The following is a 17609-nucleotide window of genomic DNA, read 5'->3' on the forward strand; positions in this document are numbered from 1 at the left end:
TTGCTGATTGTCACTCCTTCAGGACATCTGCCAGCGCTTCATCCAGATCATCGAAACGAAAGCTGAACCCAGAGGCGAGCAGTTTTTCAGGAATGACACGCTGCCCCTCTATCAGCAACTCACTCGCCTCCCCCAGCATCAACTCCATGACAAAACCGGGCATGCGGAAGAATGCCGGCCGACCCAATACTCGACCCAACGACTTGCTGAACACGCCATTACTGACCGGGCGTGGCGCTGTGAGATTAAACGCCCCCTCCAGCACCGGATGATCCAGCAGCCAGAGAATAGCGGCAACTTCATCATCCATATGGATCCAGGACATCCATTGGTGACCATCAGCTATAGGCCCACCAAGACCCAGTTTGAACGGCAATAGCATCTTACTCAATGCACCGCCATTGCCGAGTACAATTCCGGTTCTGATCACGCAGACCCGCACACCCATTTTTTCGGCGAGCATCGCCTCTGATTCCCAGTCGAGACAGAGCTGATGAGAAAAACCAGGTTTTGGTTCAGCAGTCTCGCCCAGCAACTTCTCATCCTGAGAGCCGTAAAAACCGACAGCCGAACCACTGATCATCACACTTGGTTTTTTCTCCAGCTCAGAAATCCAGGCATTAAGTGCACGCGTGGTATCGATACGACTGGCGCGCAGCAACGCTTTGCGTTCATCTGTCCAGCGTTGATCCACGATAGCCGCGCCAGCAAGATTGATGATGGCATCAATCTCCCCATCAATCTGCGACAAGCGAGTCACTCTCTGGACACGATCATCCAGCTCACCACCAGTATCACTGCGACTCAACACCACCACTTGATCATCACGGGATAGTAGAGCCGCGCAAACATGACGACCGATAAATCCAGTTCCGCCTGTAATCAGAACGCGCATCGCTTTATCTCCTGCCACATTTTTGTATAGACTTGACGCTTAACCAAATCCGCAGAGATACCCTCTGCACTATGAGATTAGCACAGTATGTTCAGCGGTATTGTACAGGGAACAGCAGAGGTCATCTCCACACAGCATCACGACAACTTCATGAAGCTGATATTACAACTTCCACCCGGACATACTGATGCCCTCAGCACGGGCGCCAGCATAGCTGTTAATGGTGTCTGTCTGACTGTAACCGGCTTTGATGAGCGACGGGTACACTTCGATCTGATTATGGAGACCTTGCGTGTTACCAATCTGGGCAAACTGCAGCCGGGCCGTCTGGTTAATTTTGAGCGGGCTGCACGCTTTGGTGATGAGATCGGCGGGCATCCCATGTCAGGCCATATTCACGCCTGTGCCGCTGTCCGTAAGATCCAGACGCCAGATAATAACCGTATCATCTGGATTGAAAAGCCCTCCCATCTGGCGCCTTATATCTTCCCAAAAGGGTTTATTGGACTCAATGGTTGCAGTCTGACTATTGGCGAAGTGCACGATGACTGCTTTAATGTGTTCCTGATTCCAGAAACACTGGCGGTGACGATTTTTTCCGATGTTGAAGAGAATGATCTGATCAATATCGAAATAGATTCACAGACACAAGCCATTGTTGATACTGTGCAGCGTTTCATGACTGCTCAACAAGGCACATGATCGCTCTGGCGATCAACGGGACTCCCTCTGGCTGAGGCAGAACATAAAGTTTTGGCCGAAAATAATTATAAGCTTGATCAATAACAGGCAAAGTGGATGGATGACATCAAGAAGTTGGCAGTCGAAAACCGGGAGTTAAAACGGCTAGTGCATCTGATGCAGAACAAAGCCACTCGGAACGAGGCTTTACTGCACAATTTTTTTGAAGCCGAACTGCTGATGCTGTCCTGCTCATCACTGGCAGAGCTGCTGAACTATCTGCTCAATGACTTTCGCCTGCACTTCAAGCTTTGTGCTGTCAGCCTGATTTTGTTTGACCCCGAAGAGACTGCTCAGGAGCTACTCGACAGCTCTTCGATCACACTGGATCAAACCTATCTGCGCCTGTTACCGACACAACAACTGCTGCGTGAGATACACCCAGAGAACCGACTTTTTTACGGCCAACCCGACAGTCGTCTGAAGCAACAGGTGTTTGAAAAAGCGCCTGTCATCAACTCCTGTGCCATCCTGCCATTGATACGCGAAAACTGCCTGATTGGCAGCCTGAGCCTTGGCAGCATGGACCCGGACAGATACAACCAGTTTCTGAGCTATGATTATCTGTCACATCTGTCATCGGTGGTTGCCGTTTGCATTGAGAACTGCATTCGTCGCGAAACACTGCAGCGCCTCAGCAGCATCGATGCGCTGACAAAAACCCTGAACAGGCGCGCATTCAACCTGCAACTGATGCGTGAGCTGAAGCGCTCCAGCCGCACAGATACACCTTTTGCCTGCATGCTGCTCGATATAGATCATTTCAAACGAATCAATGACAATTTCGGCCACCTCACCGGAGACCGGGTATTGAGAGCTGTCGCTGAATTACTGAAAGAACTGGTCAGAGATACGGACACTGTCGCCCGCTTCGGCGGTGAGGAGTTTGCGATTCTTTTACCCGGCTGCCATCACGATGATGCGCTGCAAGTAGCAGAGAATCTACGACAGAAGCTGCATGCCTATCCCTTTGAAACACATCAAGGTGCAGCATTAAGCCTGAGCGCTTCCTTTGGCTTCACGATCTGTGAGCCGGCAGATACAGCCGCTGAAGATATGGATAGCTTGATGGAGCAACTGATCCATGCCGCCGATCAGGCGCTCTATCAGAGCAAGGAAAGAGGCCGTAATCAGACCCACTTCCTCACACTGAACACCCGGAGCACGACCCCGTTGATCGCAGAAGCGGATCAGCGATAAAGGTCATCATCAAAGGGATCAAGGGGCTGCTCGAGCAGACTGTCATCACGGAAATACAGTACCCGACCTTCCAGCTTGAGGCCCTTGGCACCAAACCAGCGGGAATTCTCCTCCAAACCTTCCTCTGCCTGAGAGCACTCATACCAGGAGCGAATAACCCGGTAAAAGTAATACACGAACAAAGCGGCAGAAGCTCCCAGGAAGAAATCGGATCCCATGGCAAAAATCAGAATTACCAGTGCGACAATCCATACGCGGCTGTTTTTTGCCTCTTTCATCCCGTCTCTGGCGTGTGTCATCTGTTCCTGACACTTCAGAGCACGACGAAAATTTTGCTGCAAATCAAACTTATCATCTGAGAGAAGAAATCGTTCCATTACATTTTCCTGACAGGTAATTTCAAAACATTAAGCGAAGTATACCCAAGCAACCGGCATGGGGCGAGCATAACGGCTGCGACCTTGGACTAACAAACCCTACACTACACAAGGCTTTTACTCACCACTTCATAAACATCACTGGAAAGATCACCACTTTCCAGAATGCGCTGAAGCTGCGAACAGATCAAGGACTGGCGGTTAGCATCGTACTTGCGCCAGCGTGTCAGAGGCGTCAGCAGCCTGGCTGCAATCTGTGGATTCTGACGGTTCAGCTCTATAATGCGATCCGCCAGAAAGCGATAGCCACTGCCATCTTCTTTATGGAAATTGATGGCATTCTGATTACTGAACACACTGACCAGTGAGCGTATCTTGTTTGGGTTTCGGGCATCATAGATGGGATGCTGCATCAGGGACTCTACCCGCGCCAGAGCACCCGATTTGGGATCTGATGCCTGAATCGAGAGCCATTGGTTCATCACCAGGGACTCATGCTGCCACTGTGACAGGAACTCACCCAACAACTCACCAGCACACTCAGCAAACTCTGAGTGCACCACAAGTGCCAATGCGGCCTGCTGTTCGGTCATGTTATCTGCTGTTTCGAACTGCTGCTGCGCCAGTGCCAGATAAACGCCATCCTGCAGTGACATCAGATAGCTCAACGCCAGATTTTTCAGGCTGCGACGCGCCATCTCGGACGCCTCCGGCGAGTAGGGCTGATCTGAATCAAGACGCTTGTAGGTAGCCAGCCAGTCGCTCTCCAGCGCTTTTGCCAGAGAGGTGCGCAGAAACTGGCGCACATGGTGTATCGCATCTACATCGATCTCATCGGCCAGCTCAGACAGATAAGCTTCGGATGGCAATGTCAGCAGCAAAGTTACCATCGCAGAGTCCAGCAACTGATCATTCAGAATCGCTCGCCAGGCTGAAACCAGCGATTCAGGCAGCTGTAAAGCCTTGCCCTGTCGATAATCCTGCATCAACTGCTGCATCAACCTCAATGCCAAGAGCTGCCCCGCATCCCACCGGGTAAATCCATCAGTATCGTGCTGGAGCAGGAACTGCAGCTGCTCATCAGTGAAATCATACTGCAGCTTCACAGGCGCAGAAAAACCCCGTAGTAAAGATGGCACAGGGCGATCTGGAATCGCATCGAAATGGAAAGTCTGTTCCGTTTCGGTCAGTTCAAGTACACGACTGACCTCCCCTTGCCCCATATCCAGCAACTGCCCATCCGTTCCCAACAGAGCAACACTCAGCGGCAGATGGAAGGGCAGCTTTTCATCCTGCCCAGGTGTCGCTGGACAGTTTTGTGTGACAGTCAGACTGTAACGCTTCTGCGCCTCGTCATAATGGTCACTGACCAGCAGACGCGGAGTACCCGCCTGACTATACCAGCGCTTGAACTGCGTCAGGTCACGACCCGATACAGCCTCCATGGCAGCCACAAAATCATCGGTTGTCACGGCCTGACCATCATGGCGCTCGAAATAGAGGTCGGTTCCCTTACGAAACAGCTCAGGCCCCAGCAGGGTGTGCAGCATACGCACCACCTCGGCACCCTTTTCATACACCGTCAGGGTATAGAAATTGGAGATCTCCATAAACGAAGCCGGGCGTACCGCATGCGCCATCGGGCCTGCATCCTCAGCAAACTGAGCCGTCCGCAGCAGCGTGACATCCTCGACCCGTTTGACGGTGCGTGAGCCCATATCGGCCGAAAACTCAGCATCGCGGAAGACCGTGAACCCCTCCTTGAGGCTCAACTGAAACCAGTCACGACAAGTCACACGGTTACCGGACCAGTTATGAAAGTACTCATGTGCCACCACCGCCTCAACCCGCTGAAAAGCGGCATCGGACGTGGTGCGGGGACTGGCCAGAACGCAAGAGGTATTGAAAATATTCAACCCCTTGTTCTCCATGGCGCCCATATTGAAGAAGTCCACTGCCACGATCATGTAGATATCCAGATCGTACTCGCGGCCATATACCTCTTCGTCCCAGCGCATCGCATTCTGCAACGAACGCATGGCATGATCGAGTTTATCGAGATCCTTCTTCTCGGCAAAAATCTGCAGCTTCACGCGGCGTCCAGACAGTGTGGTGTAACTGTCTTCCAGGCAACTTAGATCGCCCGCAACCAAGGCAAACAGATAACTGGGTTTGGGAAAGGGATCTTCCCAGGTGACCCAGTGACGATTGTTATCCGCATCCCCCTGCGCCACCGCATTACCATTGCTCAGCAATATCGGATAAGCCTGCTTGTCAGCTTCTATGGTAGTGGTGAATACAGACATCACATCCGGACGGTCAGGGAAAAAAGTGATGCGCCGGAAACCCTCGGCTTCACACTGGGTACAGAACATGCCATCAGAAAGATAAAGCCCTTCCAGCGCGGTATTCGTCTGCGGGTAAATACGCGTCTCACATACAAGCTCACAGGTTTCCGGCAGACCCTTCAGGGTCAACAGCTCACCCTGGAGTGTGTAATCAGCAACGGTCAGCTCTTTACCGTCAATACTCAGGCGACATAGTTCGACCGATTCATGACCGTTAAGCAGCAGCGGCGCATCCACAGCAGCATCAGGGGCACGACGCAGTGTCAGTGTTGAGCGTACCAGCGCCCGCGATTCATCCAGATCGAAATGCAGATCGGTTTTCTCTATCTGCCAGGCAGGCGCCTGGTAGTCCTTCAGGTATATGACGTTTGGCTGTTGCGACATGATCTATTCCATTATTAACCGTTGAGAATTTTCAAAACATCCGGCTGCAGGGGATCAGACCCGTGCTTGCTGCCATCCTTGCGCGAGCGGTCAATATAGCCCACACGCTGCTCTTCACTCATGTTTCGCGTGTGTTCGTAGGCGATCACTGCACGCAGGCTTTGCTCACGCTGCTCCTGAGTCAGCTTGACACCGTTGGGCCATTTGCCGAGCTCGACAGCGCGTTTCAGTGATTCATAGATATCCGGCGACATCGCCTCAATCATCTCTTCAAAATTCATTTCTACACTCCTGGCCACTACTTATGATCACTGCTTTCGACCACTGTTTTCTACAAATTGACATTTATCAGAGGACTGCATCAGAGAGCTACATCTGAGGACTACATCTGAGAACTACCGATCTGATTATCTACCAGACACGACCCGCCAGCAGACGACCGAGAGGCAAAAAAAGCAGCCCAGCCAGCAAACCGACCAGATGTGCAGTATTAGCGACCGCCCCCAGGCCCAGTCCTTCCAGAACGCCGGCATAACCCAGCGCCAACCATACCACCATAAAGCCCATCAGCGCCGGTGGAAAACCAAAACGCGGCCGATAAGAAAACCTGTCCCACAACCAGGCATAAGCGATTAACGCAAATACCACGCCGGACATGCCTCCGAACATCGGGCCACTGATCTGGAACTGAGCCAGATTGGACGCAATTCCTGAGATCAACACCAGCAACAACAGGACCACAGAACCCTGCTGACGTTCAATTCGGGTCCCGATCACCCACACCCACATCAGGTTGAAGACGATATGCATCACACTGAAATGCATGAAGATCGGTGTCAGAAAGCGCCACCACTGACCACTGGCCAGAACACCGTCGAGGTTCTGATAAAACACCTGCGACCCGCGCAGAGTAAAGTCCGCAAAGCTGAAGCTGCGCATCATATCGCGGTTATCACCAAAGCCAATCAGCAGTGATATGCCCACGCTGATACCAATCAATAACAGCGACAACCAGATACTATGCCACTTCATGCTATCCCTCTTCCTCTCCCTGCTGAGTTCCCTGTTGTTCTACCTGTTGTTCTACCAGTTGCTCTCCCAGCGGTTCTCCAGGCAACGCGACCTCTTTCCCTACATCAACCCAGACAAACTTATCTGTCTGAATTACTGGCTCATCATCCAGGCGATAAGCCACCAGCTTGCCATATTTGACCGCACTGTAGTCCAGACAAGCGATATTGGGTGCAAGCGGTTCAGGCTTGCCATCGCACCAGTAATGACCGATAAACAGCAATTTTTCCGACTCATCATAACAGATCAGATCCGCTCTGTTCTCGGTGGTCAGCCGGGTCCTGGCTATATGTTCAGGTAGAGGATCCGGCTGAAAAACTACATCACCCATGAATTGAGGCTCACTCACCCAGAAACGCGTTCTGAAAAAATGGCGCCGGTAGCCATCACCACTGACCATCACCTCACCATTGGGCAGACGGAGGTGGGTACCACGCAACAACCTGTCCATAATGGTCCACTCGAAGGTTCCCTCCACCGCTGAGCGGATCAGAAAATCCGCATCAATATGGTTACATTGACGCGTCTGCACGAATTGATCTATCAGCCCCTGATGCCAACAGGCATGCACCACCCTGAAGTGTTCAAACTCCAGAAACAGTGGCATATCCAGAAACCACTTCAGGAAGTCACGCTGATCTTCGGGGTGATTGGCCAACTGTTCAATCGTCTGTTCAAGAATACGATGATGGCGTGGATTGTGTTCACGCAGCCAGGGATGAGCAAACCCTTCAGGTGATGGAGTCGAATAGCAGAGATAGTTATACTCATGATTACCCATGACAATCTGCGCACTGCCCGCTTCAACCATATCCCGAACAATATGCAACGCTTCGCGAATCCTGGGGCCACGATCAACAATATCCCCCAGAAAAATAGCCTGGCGTTTCGGGTGTCGGTAGACTCCCTTATGCAAACGATAGCCCAGCCTGTCCAGCAACAGGGTCAGACTCACGGCACAGCCATGCACATCGCCGATCAGGTCGTAACCGGAAAAGCGCGAAGTACTCAAACCAGACTCCAGTCGTGCCGACAAAGATTCATGTAAAGGCCCAGTAGTTGATACATGACACTCCTAGCTGCTCCAACCCAGTTTTTCTCGACAGGTCTGATAAAAGTTATAGTCCTGCGGATGCAACAGGCGTAGCTTACGAGAGCTCTTGCGTATATTCACCACATCACCGGGAGCCAGACTGAGATCTACCTGACCATCACAGGAAACGGTCGGGTAGGTTTTGTTCTCCTCACTGATCACAAGCTTGAGCTCGCTGTTACCGCTGACCACAATTGGCCGACTTGAGAGCATATGCGGAAACATCGGCACCAGCACCAGCGCATCCAGCTTGGGATGCATGATCGGCCCGCCGGCAGACAACGCATAGGCCGTTGAACCTGTCGGTGTCGCCACGATCAGGCCATCCGATCGCTGGGTATAGACAAACTGGCCATCAATATAAAGCTCAAACTGAATCATGCGTGTTGCTTTACCCGGATGCACCACGCAGTCGTTCAGTGCCACCAGTTCCCCTATCTGTTCACCTTTGCGCCGAATACAGACATCGAGCAGAAAACGACTGTCGACACTGTAACGTCCCTCCAGTATCTCGGTGATTTGTGTATCAAAGTCCTGAGGCGATATATCGGTCAGAAAGCCCAGATTGCCTCGGTTCACACCCAACACCGGGATATTACTCTGTGCCAGAGAGCGCGCAGCCCCCAACATACTGCCGTCACCACCGACGACTATGGCCAGATCACAGATCTCGCCCATCAGCTTCTGCTTGCACACTTGTCGGCCATGGCCGGGAATCACTTCTGCAATCTTCTGATCCAGTATGACATTGAGGCCACGTTCATCCAGAAATCGCATCAGGTGCTTCAGCGTCACGATAACTGACTTGCTGCCCATGCGGCCGATCAGGCCAATGTTTCGAAAATTATCCATACGCGTCCCAATTCATACCAGTTGATTCCATTATAAAGCGAGCGGCCCGTTAAAGGCAGGACCCAGTTTCTGCAATCGACCCGCTGCACCTCGTAACCCCTGCAGACCACCGGTATGAATCATCAGGATACGTGAGCCAGCCGGGATAAGACCACTCAGAATGACACGATTCATGGCACCCAGCGTAACAGCGGTGTAGACAGGGTCAAGCTCGATATCAAGCCGCTGTTTCACCTCAAGCAACAGGCGCGCTGTCTCCGCGCTGAGCTTGCCATAACGCTGATAGCCGTTTAACACCTGCCACTGACCGGGATCCGTCAGACCCGCCTGTGCCAGCAGGGAACCGACCATCTGCTGCCCCTCCTCTGAGGTGATGCGCAAGGCAGGTACCCCGATAATCTGACAGCCATCTGGCTTTTTGGCTATCAACCCTGCCAAGGTTCCGCCCGTACCCAGGGCACAGAAAACATAGTCATAACGCCGGCCCTCAAGTACCGGCAATTGCCAGATCTGGCTGCAGCTATGAACAGCTTCCGCAGAACTACCCCCCTCTGGCACCAGTATGAAATCTCCAAACTGCTGCTGCAGCGAGCGGATGAATTCTGGCTCTGCTCGCTGCCGATAGATCTGTCGGCTGACAAAGTGCAGACACATGCCCCAGTCTCGCGCATCACTCAATGTCGGACTGTCGGCATCTACTTCCGAACGGATAACCCCGAAAACCGGGATACTCAGATGCTGCCCAGCCCACGCCAGTGCATGAATATGATTGGAATAGGCACCACCAAAACTCAACAGAGGCAAAGCACTGTTTTGCGCTGCCTGCAGAAAAGGCTGCAACTTGAACCACTTGTTACCACTGATCTGCGGATGTATCCGATCCAGTCGCAACAGATCCGCCTGCACGTGGCAATCGCGATACAGTGCCGACATCAGTGGCAGCAATTCGATATTGCTGTTCATTTCACCTCATTAGCACCGCCTATACAGGCCCCTCATCATACAGGATGAGGTTGGCTCTGTTTAGCAACATTCGATGACACAAGGCAGCAACACCAAAATAAACTAGATGAGACACAACTTAACATTGATATATTTAATGCGAATCTTTACTATTTGCGTTAAATGAAATCAGGGAGGCGTTCCGTGGACACTATTGACAGTACATCAGTTGAACCTATTGCTGACAACATGGCTGAAGCACCGACAGCAGCTAATAACGAAGTTCTCAGTGAAACTCTTACTGCAACTACCAGCGAAGCTCTGAATGAAAACATGCTGACCACGCTGCCTGAAATGGCTGCTGAATCAGTGGTGGAAGCTGAGCCTGTTCTCGGAACGATGGAGCAACTGATTGATCTGCTGGAGATCGGCGGCCCGGTTGTCTGGGTTCTCTGTGCGTTTTCTGTATTTGCTCTGGCGCTGATACTGATGAAGAGCTGGCAACTGACTTTCGCCACTCTGGGCGCAAGGCGCCTGTGCGCACGTGCCCTGAAACTCTGGCAGCAGGGCGATTCTGATGCGGCAGCCGCTCTACTGCGCAACAGCAAAAAACCTGTTCCCAGGCTGGTACTCTTTGCCATGACAGGCTTCAGCCAACCCAACCATCATCAAGAGTTGATCCGTGAAGAGCTCGGCCGTATCGCCGCCAACGAAATGGAAAACCTGCGCAGCTATCTGCGCCCTCTCGAAGTGATTGCAACAGTCAGCCCATTGCTGGGTCTGCTGGGTACGGTTATCGGTATGATTCTGGCTTTCCAGCAGATGCAGCTGGCAGGTAATCAGGTTGATCCATCCGTACTGTCTGGCGGTATCTGGCAAGCATTGCTGACCACTGCTGCCGGTCTTTGTGTGGCACTGCCTGTGGTGCTGGCACACAGCACGCTGGAGCGCAAAACTGAGCGCGTCGCCCATCAGATGGAAGATCTGGTGACAGCGGTTTTCACTGCGCAGATTAATGTTGAACCCAAATCCAATATGCACCCATCGACTGAGCTCGATGCAGTTGAGCTCGATACAACAGAGCTTGATACAACAACAGAAAATTGGAAAGCAACCGGTAAAGGCGCAGCCCATGCTGCTTAAGATTGCCCAGCCTGTTCGGCGACGTCAGATCAGTCTGACGCCGCTGATCGATGTTGTCTTTATTCTGTTGCTGTTCTTCATGCTGACCAGCAGCTTCGTGCAGTGGCGCAGTATGGAGTTGCATGTCTCCGCCTCGGCAAAAACCAGCAACGAAGAACCAGAAAAACCCTGGCTGGCAGAGATACAGGCTGACGGCACTCTGTTATTGGAAGGCTCTGTTTATGCGCCTGATCAGAATAAAGCATTGAGTGCCCTCTTCAGAGAGAAAGCGAGGCCCGTGATTATCCGAGCTGCTGGCGAGACCACCACTCAGATGTTGATCAGCAGCATAGAGCGTCTGCAACTGTCTGGCGCATCATCCGTGACCCTGGCAACCGATACGGCAGCGGCACACAGCAATCAGAATACAACAAGTGCACCATGAAACTGATCACACCGACACGTAAAAGCAGCAGCGATGACAATCTTATCCCCTTGATCAATATCGTCTTTCTGATGCTGATCTTCTTTATGATTGCCGGGCAGATAGAAGCCACTATGCCCTTGAAGGTGACGCCCCCTGCTGCAGGAAACGAGCAGTCTCATCAGGAAGCGGACTTCACCATCTTCATCGATGCCGATGGAAGGCTGGCCTTCGAGAACGAGCTACTGAGTCTGGAGGAGCTGACACTGACCCTGCGCCAGCAACAGATTAAAGACGCGCATCTGGCACTTAAGGCAGATGCCGCTCTGGCCGTCAGTAAGCTTTCTCCTGTCATCGACCTGCTGCGTGATACGGGCGCCGCCCAGGTCACTTTGTATACCCAGCGTTCAGCGACAGACGCACTTCCAGATACTTCCTCAAGCACTGCAACTGGCTCTTGATAAGAGACACTTGATAACAGGCTCTAGAGAACAGGCACTTAATAACAGGTAGAACTCGTGAGATTAACTTTTCGTCATTGGATGACCGCTTTACTGACGGCCCTGGCTCTTCATGCTCTGCTGCTGATGACTATCTATGCATCCAAGCCAGAGAAAGGTGCTACCGAAGCTGGTGTGGAGGGTGTAACCATCAGCCTGGCCATTGCAGGAGAACCTCAGCCCTCTTCCGAAGAAGTCCTCCCCGAACAGACACCCGCTGAAGAGCAGCCAGTGGAAGAGCCTCCTGTGGAAGAGCCCTCTGTAGAAGACCCCCCTGCGGAAGAAGAGCCCCTTGAAGAGGAACCGCTGGAACCAGAGCCGGAACCCGTCCCCGAGCCAGAGCCGGAAACCCCGACCATCGAACCTTTAGCTGAAGAGCCTGCGGCGCTGGAAGTAGTTGCCACAGAACCGGAGCCAGAACCTGAACCAAAGCCACAACCAAAACCAAAACCAAAACCAAAACCAAAACCAAAACCTGAGCCTAAACCTGAGCCCAAGCCCAAGCCAGAGCCCAAGCCAGAGCCCAAGCCAGAACCTGCTGCCGAGCCAGCCACACAACCGACAACTCAACCAGCCCCAGCGGAAAGGGAAAATGCTGACGCAGTACAGCAGGAGCAGGCTCCGGTACCAGCACCAGGAGGCCAGCAGGCCAGCGGACAAGCCGCGCAATCAGACAGTGGTGGCAATATCGCCGCCGAACGCGACTATTTTGCCGAGCTATCCGCCTGGTTGAATCGGCACAAGCAATACCCCCGCGCCGCTCGCCAGAGGCGCCAGACAGGTATAGTTGAGTTGCGGTTCACCATGGATGCCGCTGGGCAGGTGCTTTCATACGAGATCAGCAAAAGCTCGGGACACGATCTGCTGGATCGAGCGGTGATTCAGATGCTGGAGCGCGCCACACCACTTCCAGCTTTGCCAGACTTTCTGGGACAACAGCAATTGACGTTGTCCTTACCGATTCAGTTTAATCTGACAGATCGATGACTGGCAGTTCAAAACCGGAAGCTCTAAACCGAAAGTTCTAAACCGGAAGCTCTAGACAGGAGGGTCAGCTACCCCGCTGCCACCCTCCGCCAAGCGCTTTATAGAGATTGACCGTGGCCACCATCTAGCTCAATTGCAACTGAATCAGTTGGTCACGGGCCTGAAACAATGTGCGCTGTGCATCCAGCACCGTGCTCAACTCCTCTGCCCCTTCACGGTAGCGTATCTCGGCCAACTCCAGCGCCCGCGCCGAGCGTTGCTCTATCTGCTCCTGCAACAGCAATTGTCGGCGAGTCTGATCCAGATCACTGAGCGTATCTTCAACCTCTTTCAGCGCTGTCAGCCAGAGATTGCGATAGTTTTCCAGCAGTTGGCGCCGTTGCGACTCAAGCAGATCCACCTGAGATTGCTGACGCCCTCCATCAAAGATCAGTTGGCTCAGCGCCGCACCGATCAACAAACTGGAGGTTGGTTGGGTAAGAGACAATAAGGCATTGCTTGCAAGCCCGGCTGAACCGGTCAACTGAATGGCTGGCAGCAATGCTGCGCGCGCCTGAACAATATCGGCATTGGCTGCCAGCATGCGAGCCTCAGCGCTGGCCAGATCAGGGCGACGAAGCAACAGCTCGGAAGGAATGCCAGCTGACACCTCAGGGACACGGATCTCGGCGAACTCCTCACCCAACACCCTCAGTGTCTGTGGCGACTGCCCCAACAACAGATCCAGCGCCCAACGCTGCTGTTTGACTCGTGTTTCAAGCTCAACTATCGCTGAGCGTTGGCTCAGTACGGCTGTCTCCTGACGGTTCAGGTCCAACTCGCTGACACTGCCATTGCGATAGCGAGCGTCGACAATTTTCATTACTCGTTGCGCCAGTTCGAGATTACGCTCTGCCAACTGCAGACGCTCCTCGGTACCCAGCAGGGTGATGTATTGACTGGCTACTGCTGCCACAATGCTTAAACGCAGCGCCTCCTCGTCAAACTGAGAAACCTCCAACTGAGCTTGGGCGCCCCTGACTGATGCAGCCACCTTGCCCCAGATATCCACTTCATAGCTGACACTCAAGGAGGCTGAGCTGGATTCGGTAGTCTGAGCCCGCAGGTCCGGTGCATCCGTACGCCGCATATTGCTGCCGGCACTGAAACCGACACCCGGTAACAGTCCTGCACCAGCAATGCCGAGTTGCAACTCCTGCTGATAAACACGTTCCGCTGCGACTGCCAGATCGGGGTTATTTTTCAGAGCCTCCTCAATCAGATCCGGTAACTGGCTGGAGCCAAACGCCTGCCACCACCCTGGATCTATCTGGATTGGATTACCTAGCCCATCAACCACCTCCCACTGCGCGGCTGACTCCAGAGTCAGCGTCAGAGGAGGTTCGGTGATGGCACAGGCACTCAACAGCAGCATGGCGGAGGATAATGCCGATAAACGAACCAGTTTCACGTAGATTACTCCGAAGCCAAAGCGACAACCGGATCCAGGCGTGCCGCCTTGCGAGCCGGTAAGAAACCAAAAACAAGGCCGGTGGCAAACGCGCAACTGAAGGCCAGAACAACCGGAAAGAGTGCATAGGTCACAGGCATCCCGAGCGATGCAACGACAGCTGTCACACCCAGCCCTATAACCACACCAAGCAGTCCTCCCAACGCAGAAACCACCAGCGCCTCGGTCAAAAACTGCTGCAGAATATGTGATGTATTGGCACCGGTTGCCATACGGATACCTATCTCGCGCGTTCGCTCCGTCACCGAGACCAGCATGATGTTCATGACACCAATACCCCCTACCAAAAGAGAAATAGCAGCAATCGAACCCAGCAGTATCGTCAGGGTAGAATAGGCTTCAGAGACAGAATCGATGAGTGACGCCATATTACGAATTCTGAAATCCTCACGCCCATGTCGCTGCAGCAGCAGTTGGTGAACCTCTTTCTGGATCTCATCAACCCGGCCGACATCCGCAACCGCGACCGTGACATTGCGCAAAAAGCGCTGACCAAACAACCTCAGACTTCCGGTTGTGAAAGGCACATAGACCATATCATCCTGATCGTGTCCCATCGGAGACGCACCCTTGGGCTCCATCACGCCGATCACCTGAAACAGGATATTGCTGATCATCAGATATTCGCCCAGCGGATCTTCCTCGCCATAGAGCTCACGCGCTACGGTGTCGCCCAGAACAGCAACCGCCGCATACTGCTCTTGATCCAATGCAGAGAAAAAAGTCCCGTGACTGACTGCCCAGTCTCTGACTGCGGGAAAATCCGCAGACGTAGCATTGATCTGAGTGGCGTGATCAAGCGCTCCTGCACGCATCGTCATGCCTCCGGTCAATTCGGGAATCGCCGCGATAATGCCACCCAGAGCATTAATCGCATCAACATCCTCCGGTATCAGCGTCGTGATGTTTCCTCTGCCGACTTGCTCCGGGCCACCGGGCCTGATCAACAATAGATTCGAGCCCATTGAGCTGATCCGATCCACAACAGAGGACCTCGCACCATCCCCGATGGCCAGCATGGTGATGACCGATGCCACACCGATGACGATACCCAACAGCGTCAGAGAGGTACGAAACAGATTACTCCACAAAGACCTGAACGACATACGACCCGCTTCAGCCAGGTTTCTGAGTACCGGGCTCTCTTTTCCAGACTCGAAGGCTAAAGGCTCGCGGGAGCGGGGAACCGATCCAGAATCAGCGATGATCTCGCCATCGCGGATCTCCACCTGACGATCAGCATATCGGGCTACCTCTGGATCATGAGTGATCAGAACAACAGTATGTCCCTTTTCAGACAACTCCTTCAGCAGGGCCATCACCTCACGCCCGCTTTTGCTGTCGAGGGCGCCGGTCGGCTCATCTGCAAGAATAATCTGCCCACCGTTCATCAGCGCCCTGGCAATCGACACACGCTGCTGCTGACCGCCGGAAAGCTGACTGGGACGATGATCCAGTCGCTCACTCAAGCCCAACACACCCAGCAATGACTCAGCCCTTTCGCGGCGCTGATGACGGCTGTCACCGGCATAAATAGCCGGTACCTCAACATTTTCAACTGCCGTGAGAGCCCCGATCAGGTTATAACTCTGGAAGATGAAACCGAAGGCGCTGCGCCTGAGCTCAGCGAGTTCATCGGATGCGAATTGCGAAACGTCGCGACCGGAAAAACGATATTCGCCCCGGCTGGGTCGATCCAGGCAGCCGATAATGTTCATCAGCGTGGTTTTGCCAGACCCTGAGGTCCCCATGATCGAGACAAACTCTCCCGGCATGATACTGAGGTTGACATCACGCAGCACATCCATCTCGGCATCACCGCTGAGGAAAGTACGGGTAATACCGCGTAGCTCTATCACTGGCTCAAGGCGCTGGGGTGGAACTGAACTTGTTGCCAGGCTTGGCGGAGTTAATATGGCAGTGTCTGGCATCAGCGCCCCCTCAACATTCCACCGCCTCCCGGCGAGGTACGCTGACTGGAGCCCGACCCTCTACCACTGGGTAATACCACCTGATCTGTTTCGCTCAGTCCGCTGAGTATCTCAACCTGAACGCGGTTACTGACACCGATCGTGATTTCACGCGGTTCCGGCATGCCCTGCTCATTCAATACCTGAACACTGGCTTTGCGTGCTGCGGCATCTCGCGTATTCATCTGCACCGCATGATAGGGAAGCAGCAGCGCCTGCTCTGTGGAAGCAACCACGAAGAACACCTGAGTGCTCATCTGAGGCATCAATTCGCCTGCTTCATTCGGCACATCAAACAGGGTGTTATACAGCACGACATTATTCTCAACGACCGGTGTCGGCTCAATGCGCCGCACCTGGCCATGCCAACGCTGCCCCTGACCACCCAGCGTGGTGAAATAGACCTCCATTCCCGGCTTGATGCGATTGATATCGGCTTCGGATACCTGAGCCTGCACAGTCATGACCGACAGGTCAGCAATCTGCATGATCACCGGTGTCTGCTGCGTGGCATTGATTGTCTGCCCCTGACGAGCCGCGATCGATACCACAGTACCATCCATGGGAGAGTAGATCTGGGCATAGTTAAGCTTGGCCTCTTCTGCACGCAAGGTCGACTCTGCCTGCTCTATCTGAGCTTCAAGTGCCGTGATCTGTGCTTTTGCGGAACGCAGCCCGGCCTCAGCAGACTGATAGGCTTCCTCTGTTGTTGCATTCTCGGCCAGCAGATTGCGCTGCCGGCGATACTGAAACTCAGCCAGCGTCAATTGTGCCCTGCGGTCTTCCAATTGCGCCCGCTGTGCTCGCAGTTGCGCACGCGTTGAATCGACTGTGGCCAGATAAACGGTGGAGTCTATCTCTGCCAGCAGATCGCCCTCTTTAACCACCTCCCCAACCTCAACATGGAGCTGCGTCAACTGACCCGAAACCTGTGCACCGACATCAACATAGTTACGGGGCTGCAGGCGTCCGGTAGCAGTCACCAGCTCTTCCAGGTCATTTCTCTCCAGTGACAAGAGCGTATAGTTTGTCGCGGTATCTTTGGTGGAGGTCAGGTAGTAGTAACCACCTGCCGCACCCGACACCAACAACAGAAAAACGACCACCAGGGCTTTGCCGGCAAAACGCTTTTTGTGGCGTACATCTTTGGACGACATTCTGAATGTAGACTCCTCTTGGCCTTTGACAGCTTG

The 17609-nt window shown here is 53.3% G+C and carries 17 protein-coding genes; 6 read left to right on the top strand and 11 right to left on the bottom strand.

From position 1 onward, the window contains the following. Positions 1-10 precede the first annotated feature (10 nt). The gene (locus ACK3CJ_RS13820; protein WP_409522802.1) at positions 11-895 is read right to left on the bottom strand and encodes a TIGR01777 family oxidoreductase; all 885 of its coding nucleotides are present in this window, start codon (positions 893-895) and stop codon (positions 11-13) included. A gap of 87 nt (positions 896-982) precedes the next feature. On the opposite strand from ACK3CJ_RS13820, the gene ACK3CJ_RS13825 reads away from it, so the two are divergent. Together ACK3CJ_RS13825 and ACK3CJ_RS13830 are read left to right on the top strand one after the other, a co-directional pair. Next, a complete protein-coding gene (locus ACK3CJ_RS13825) occupies positions 983-1597 on the top strand; it encodes a riboflavin synthase subunit alpha (protein ID WP_409522803.1) in 615 nt (204 codons plus the stop codon). A gap of 96 nt (positions 1598-1693) precedes the next feature. Next, positions 1694-2836 (top strand): DUF484 family protein, encoded by a 1143-nt coding sequence (locus tag ACK3CJ_RS13830; protein WP_409522804.1) that lies wholly within the window; start codon positions 1694-1696, stop codon positions 2834-2836. Here ACK3CJ_RS13830 and ACK3CJ_RS13835 read toward each other — a convergent pair. From ACK3CJ_RS13835 to ACK3CJ_RS13865, 7 genes are all read right to left on the bottom strand, one after another. Beyond that, the gene (locus ACK3CJ_RS13835) at positions 2827-3213 is read right to left on the bottom strand and encodes a hypothetical protein (protein ID WP_409522805.1); all 387 of its coding nucleotides are present in this window, start codon (positions 3211-3213) and stop codon (positions 2827-2829) included. The two genes, ACK3CJ_RS13830 and ACK3CJ_RS13835, sit on opposite strands and share 10 nt — an antisense overlap. A gap of 104 nt (positions 3214-3317) precedes the next feature. Further along, on the bottom strand, positions 3318-5945 hold the full coding sequence (pepN, locus tag ACK3CJ_RS13840) for an aminopeptidase N (protein ID WP_409522806.1): 2628 nt from the start codon (positions 5943-5945) through the stop codon (positions 3318-3320). Between the two features lie 14 nt (positions 5946-5959). Further along, on the bottom strand, positions 5960-6226 hold the full coding sequence (locus ACK3CJ_RS13845; protein ID WP_409522807.1) for a YeaC family protein: 267 nt from the start codon (positions 6224-6226) through the stop codon (positions 5960-5962). A 130-nt stretch (positions 6227-6356) separates the two neighbouring features. Continuing rightward, positions 6357-6977, bottom strand: a complete 621-nt coding sequence (locus ACK3CJ_RS13850) for a rhomboid family intramembrane serine protease (protein WP_409522808.1) — start codon at positions 6975-6977, stop codon at positions 6357-6359. Between the two features lies 1 nt (position 6978). Continuing rightward, positions 6979-8028 carry a metallophosphoesterase gene (locus ACK3CJ_RS13855; protein WP_409522809.1) on the bottom strand — a complete coding sequence of 350 codons (1050 nt, stop codon included), beginning with the start codon at positions 8026-8028 and terminating at the stop codon, positions 6979-6981. Between the two features lie 63 nt (positions 8029-8091). Then, on the bottom strand, positions 8092-8961 hold the full coding sequence (locus ACK3CJ_RS13860) for an NAD(+) kinase (protein WP_409522810.1): 870 nt from the start codon (positions 8959-8961) through the stop codon (positions 8092-8094). 30 nt (positions 8962-8991) lie between these two features. Further along, entirely contained in the window at positions 8992-9924 is a 933-nt protein-coding gene (locus tag ACK3CJ_RS13865) for a 1-aminocyclopropane-1-carboxylate deaminase/D-cysteine desulfhydrase (RefSeq protein WP_409522811.1), read from the bottom strand. A gap of 183 nt (positions 9925-10107) precedes the next feature. Between ACK3CJ_RS13865 and ACK3CJ_RS13870 the strand changes: the two genes are divergently transcribed. The 4 genes from ACK3CJ_RS13870 to ACK3CJ_RS13885 are packed head-to-tail and all read left to right on the top strand — an operon-like array spanning position 10108 to position 12936. Then, complete coding sequence (locus ACK3CJ_RS13870; protein ID WP_409522812.1) at positions 10108-11046, top strand: MotA/TolQ/ExbB proton channel family protein; 939 nt, start codon at positions 10108-10110, stop codon at positions 11044-11046. Further along, entirely contained in the window at positions 11036-11470 is a 435-nt protein-coding gene (locus ACK3CJ_RS13875) for an ExbD/TolR family protein (protein ID WP_409522813.1), read from the top strand. Before ACK3CJ_RS13870 ends, ACK3CJ_RS13875 begins: the two co-directional genes overlap by 11 nt. Then, complete coding sequence (locus tag ACK3CJ_RS13880) at positions 11467-11910, top strand: ExbD/TolR family protein (protein ID WP_409522814.1); 444 nt, start codon at positions 11467-11469, stop codon at positions 11908-11910. Before ACK3CJ_RS13875 ends, ACK3CJ_RS13880 begins: the two co-directional genes overlap by 4 nt. Positions 11911-11967: 57 nt before the next feature. Then, the gene (locus ACK3CJ_RS13885; RefSeq protein ID WP_409522815.1) at positions 11968-12936 is read left to right on the top strand and encodes an energy transducer TonB; all 969 of its coding nucleotides are present in this window, start codon (positions 11968-11970) and stop codon (positions 12934-12936) included. A 124-nt stretch (positions 12937-13060) separates the two neighbouring features. Here ACK3CJ_RS13885 and ACK3CJ_RS13890 read toward each other — a convergent pair whose 3' ends face one another. Genes ACK3CJ_RS13890 through ACK3CJ_RS13900 form a run of 3 tightly spaced genes read right to left on the bottom strand, consistent with a single transcriptional unit; the run spans position 13061 to position 17573 of the window. Next, a complete protein-coding gene (locus ACK3CJ_RS13890; RefSeq protein ID WP_409522816.1) occupies positions 13061-14386 on the bottom strand; it encodes an efflux transporter outer membrane subunit in 1326 nt (441 codons plus the stop codon). Positions 14387-14391: 5 nt separating this feature from the next. Further along, positions 14392-16377, bottom strand: a complete 1986-nt coding sequence (locus ACK3CJ_RS13895) for a MacB family efflux pump subunit (protein WP_409522817.1) — start codon at positions 16375-16377, stop codon at positions 14392-14394. Beyond that, a complete protein-coding gene (locus ACK3CJ_RS13900) occupies positions 16377-17573 on the bottom strand; it encodes an efflux RND transporter periplasmic adaptor subunit (protein ID WP_409522818.1) in 1197 nt (398 codons plus the stop codon). Before ACK3CJ_RS13900 ends, ACK3CJ_RS13895 begins: the two co-directional genes overlap by 1 nt. Positions 17574-17609: the final 36 nt, after the last annotated feature.

Source organism: Nitrincola salilacus (assembly GCF_046271865.1).
GTDB classification, from domain to species: Bacteria; Pseudomonadota; Gammaproteobacteria; order Pseudomonadales; family Balneatricaceae; genus Nitrincola; species Nitrincola salilacus.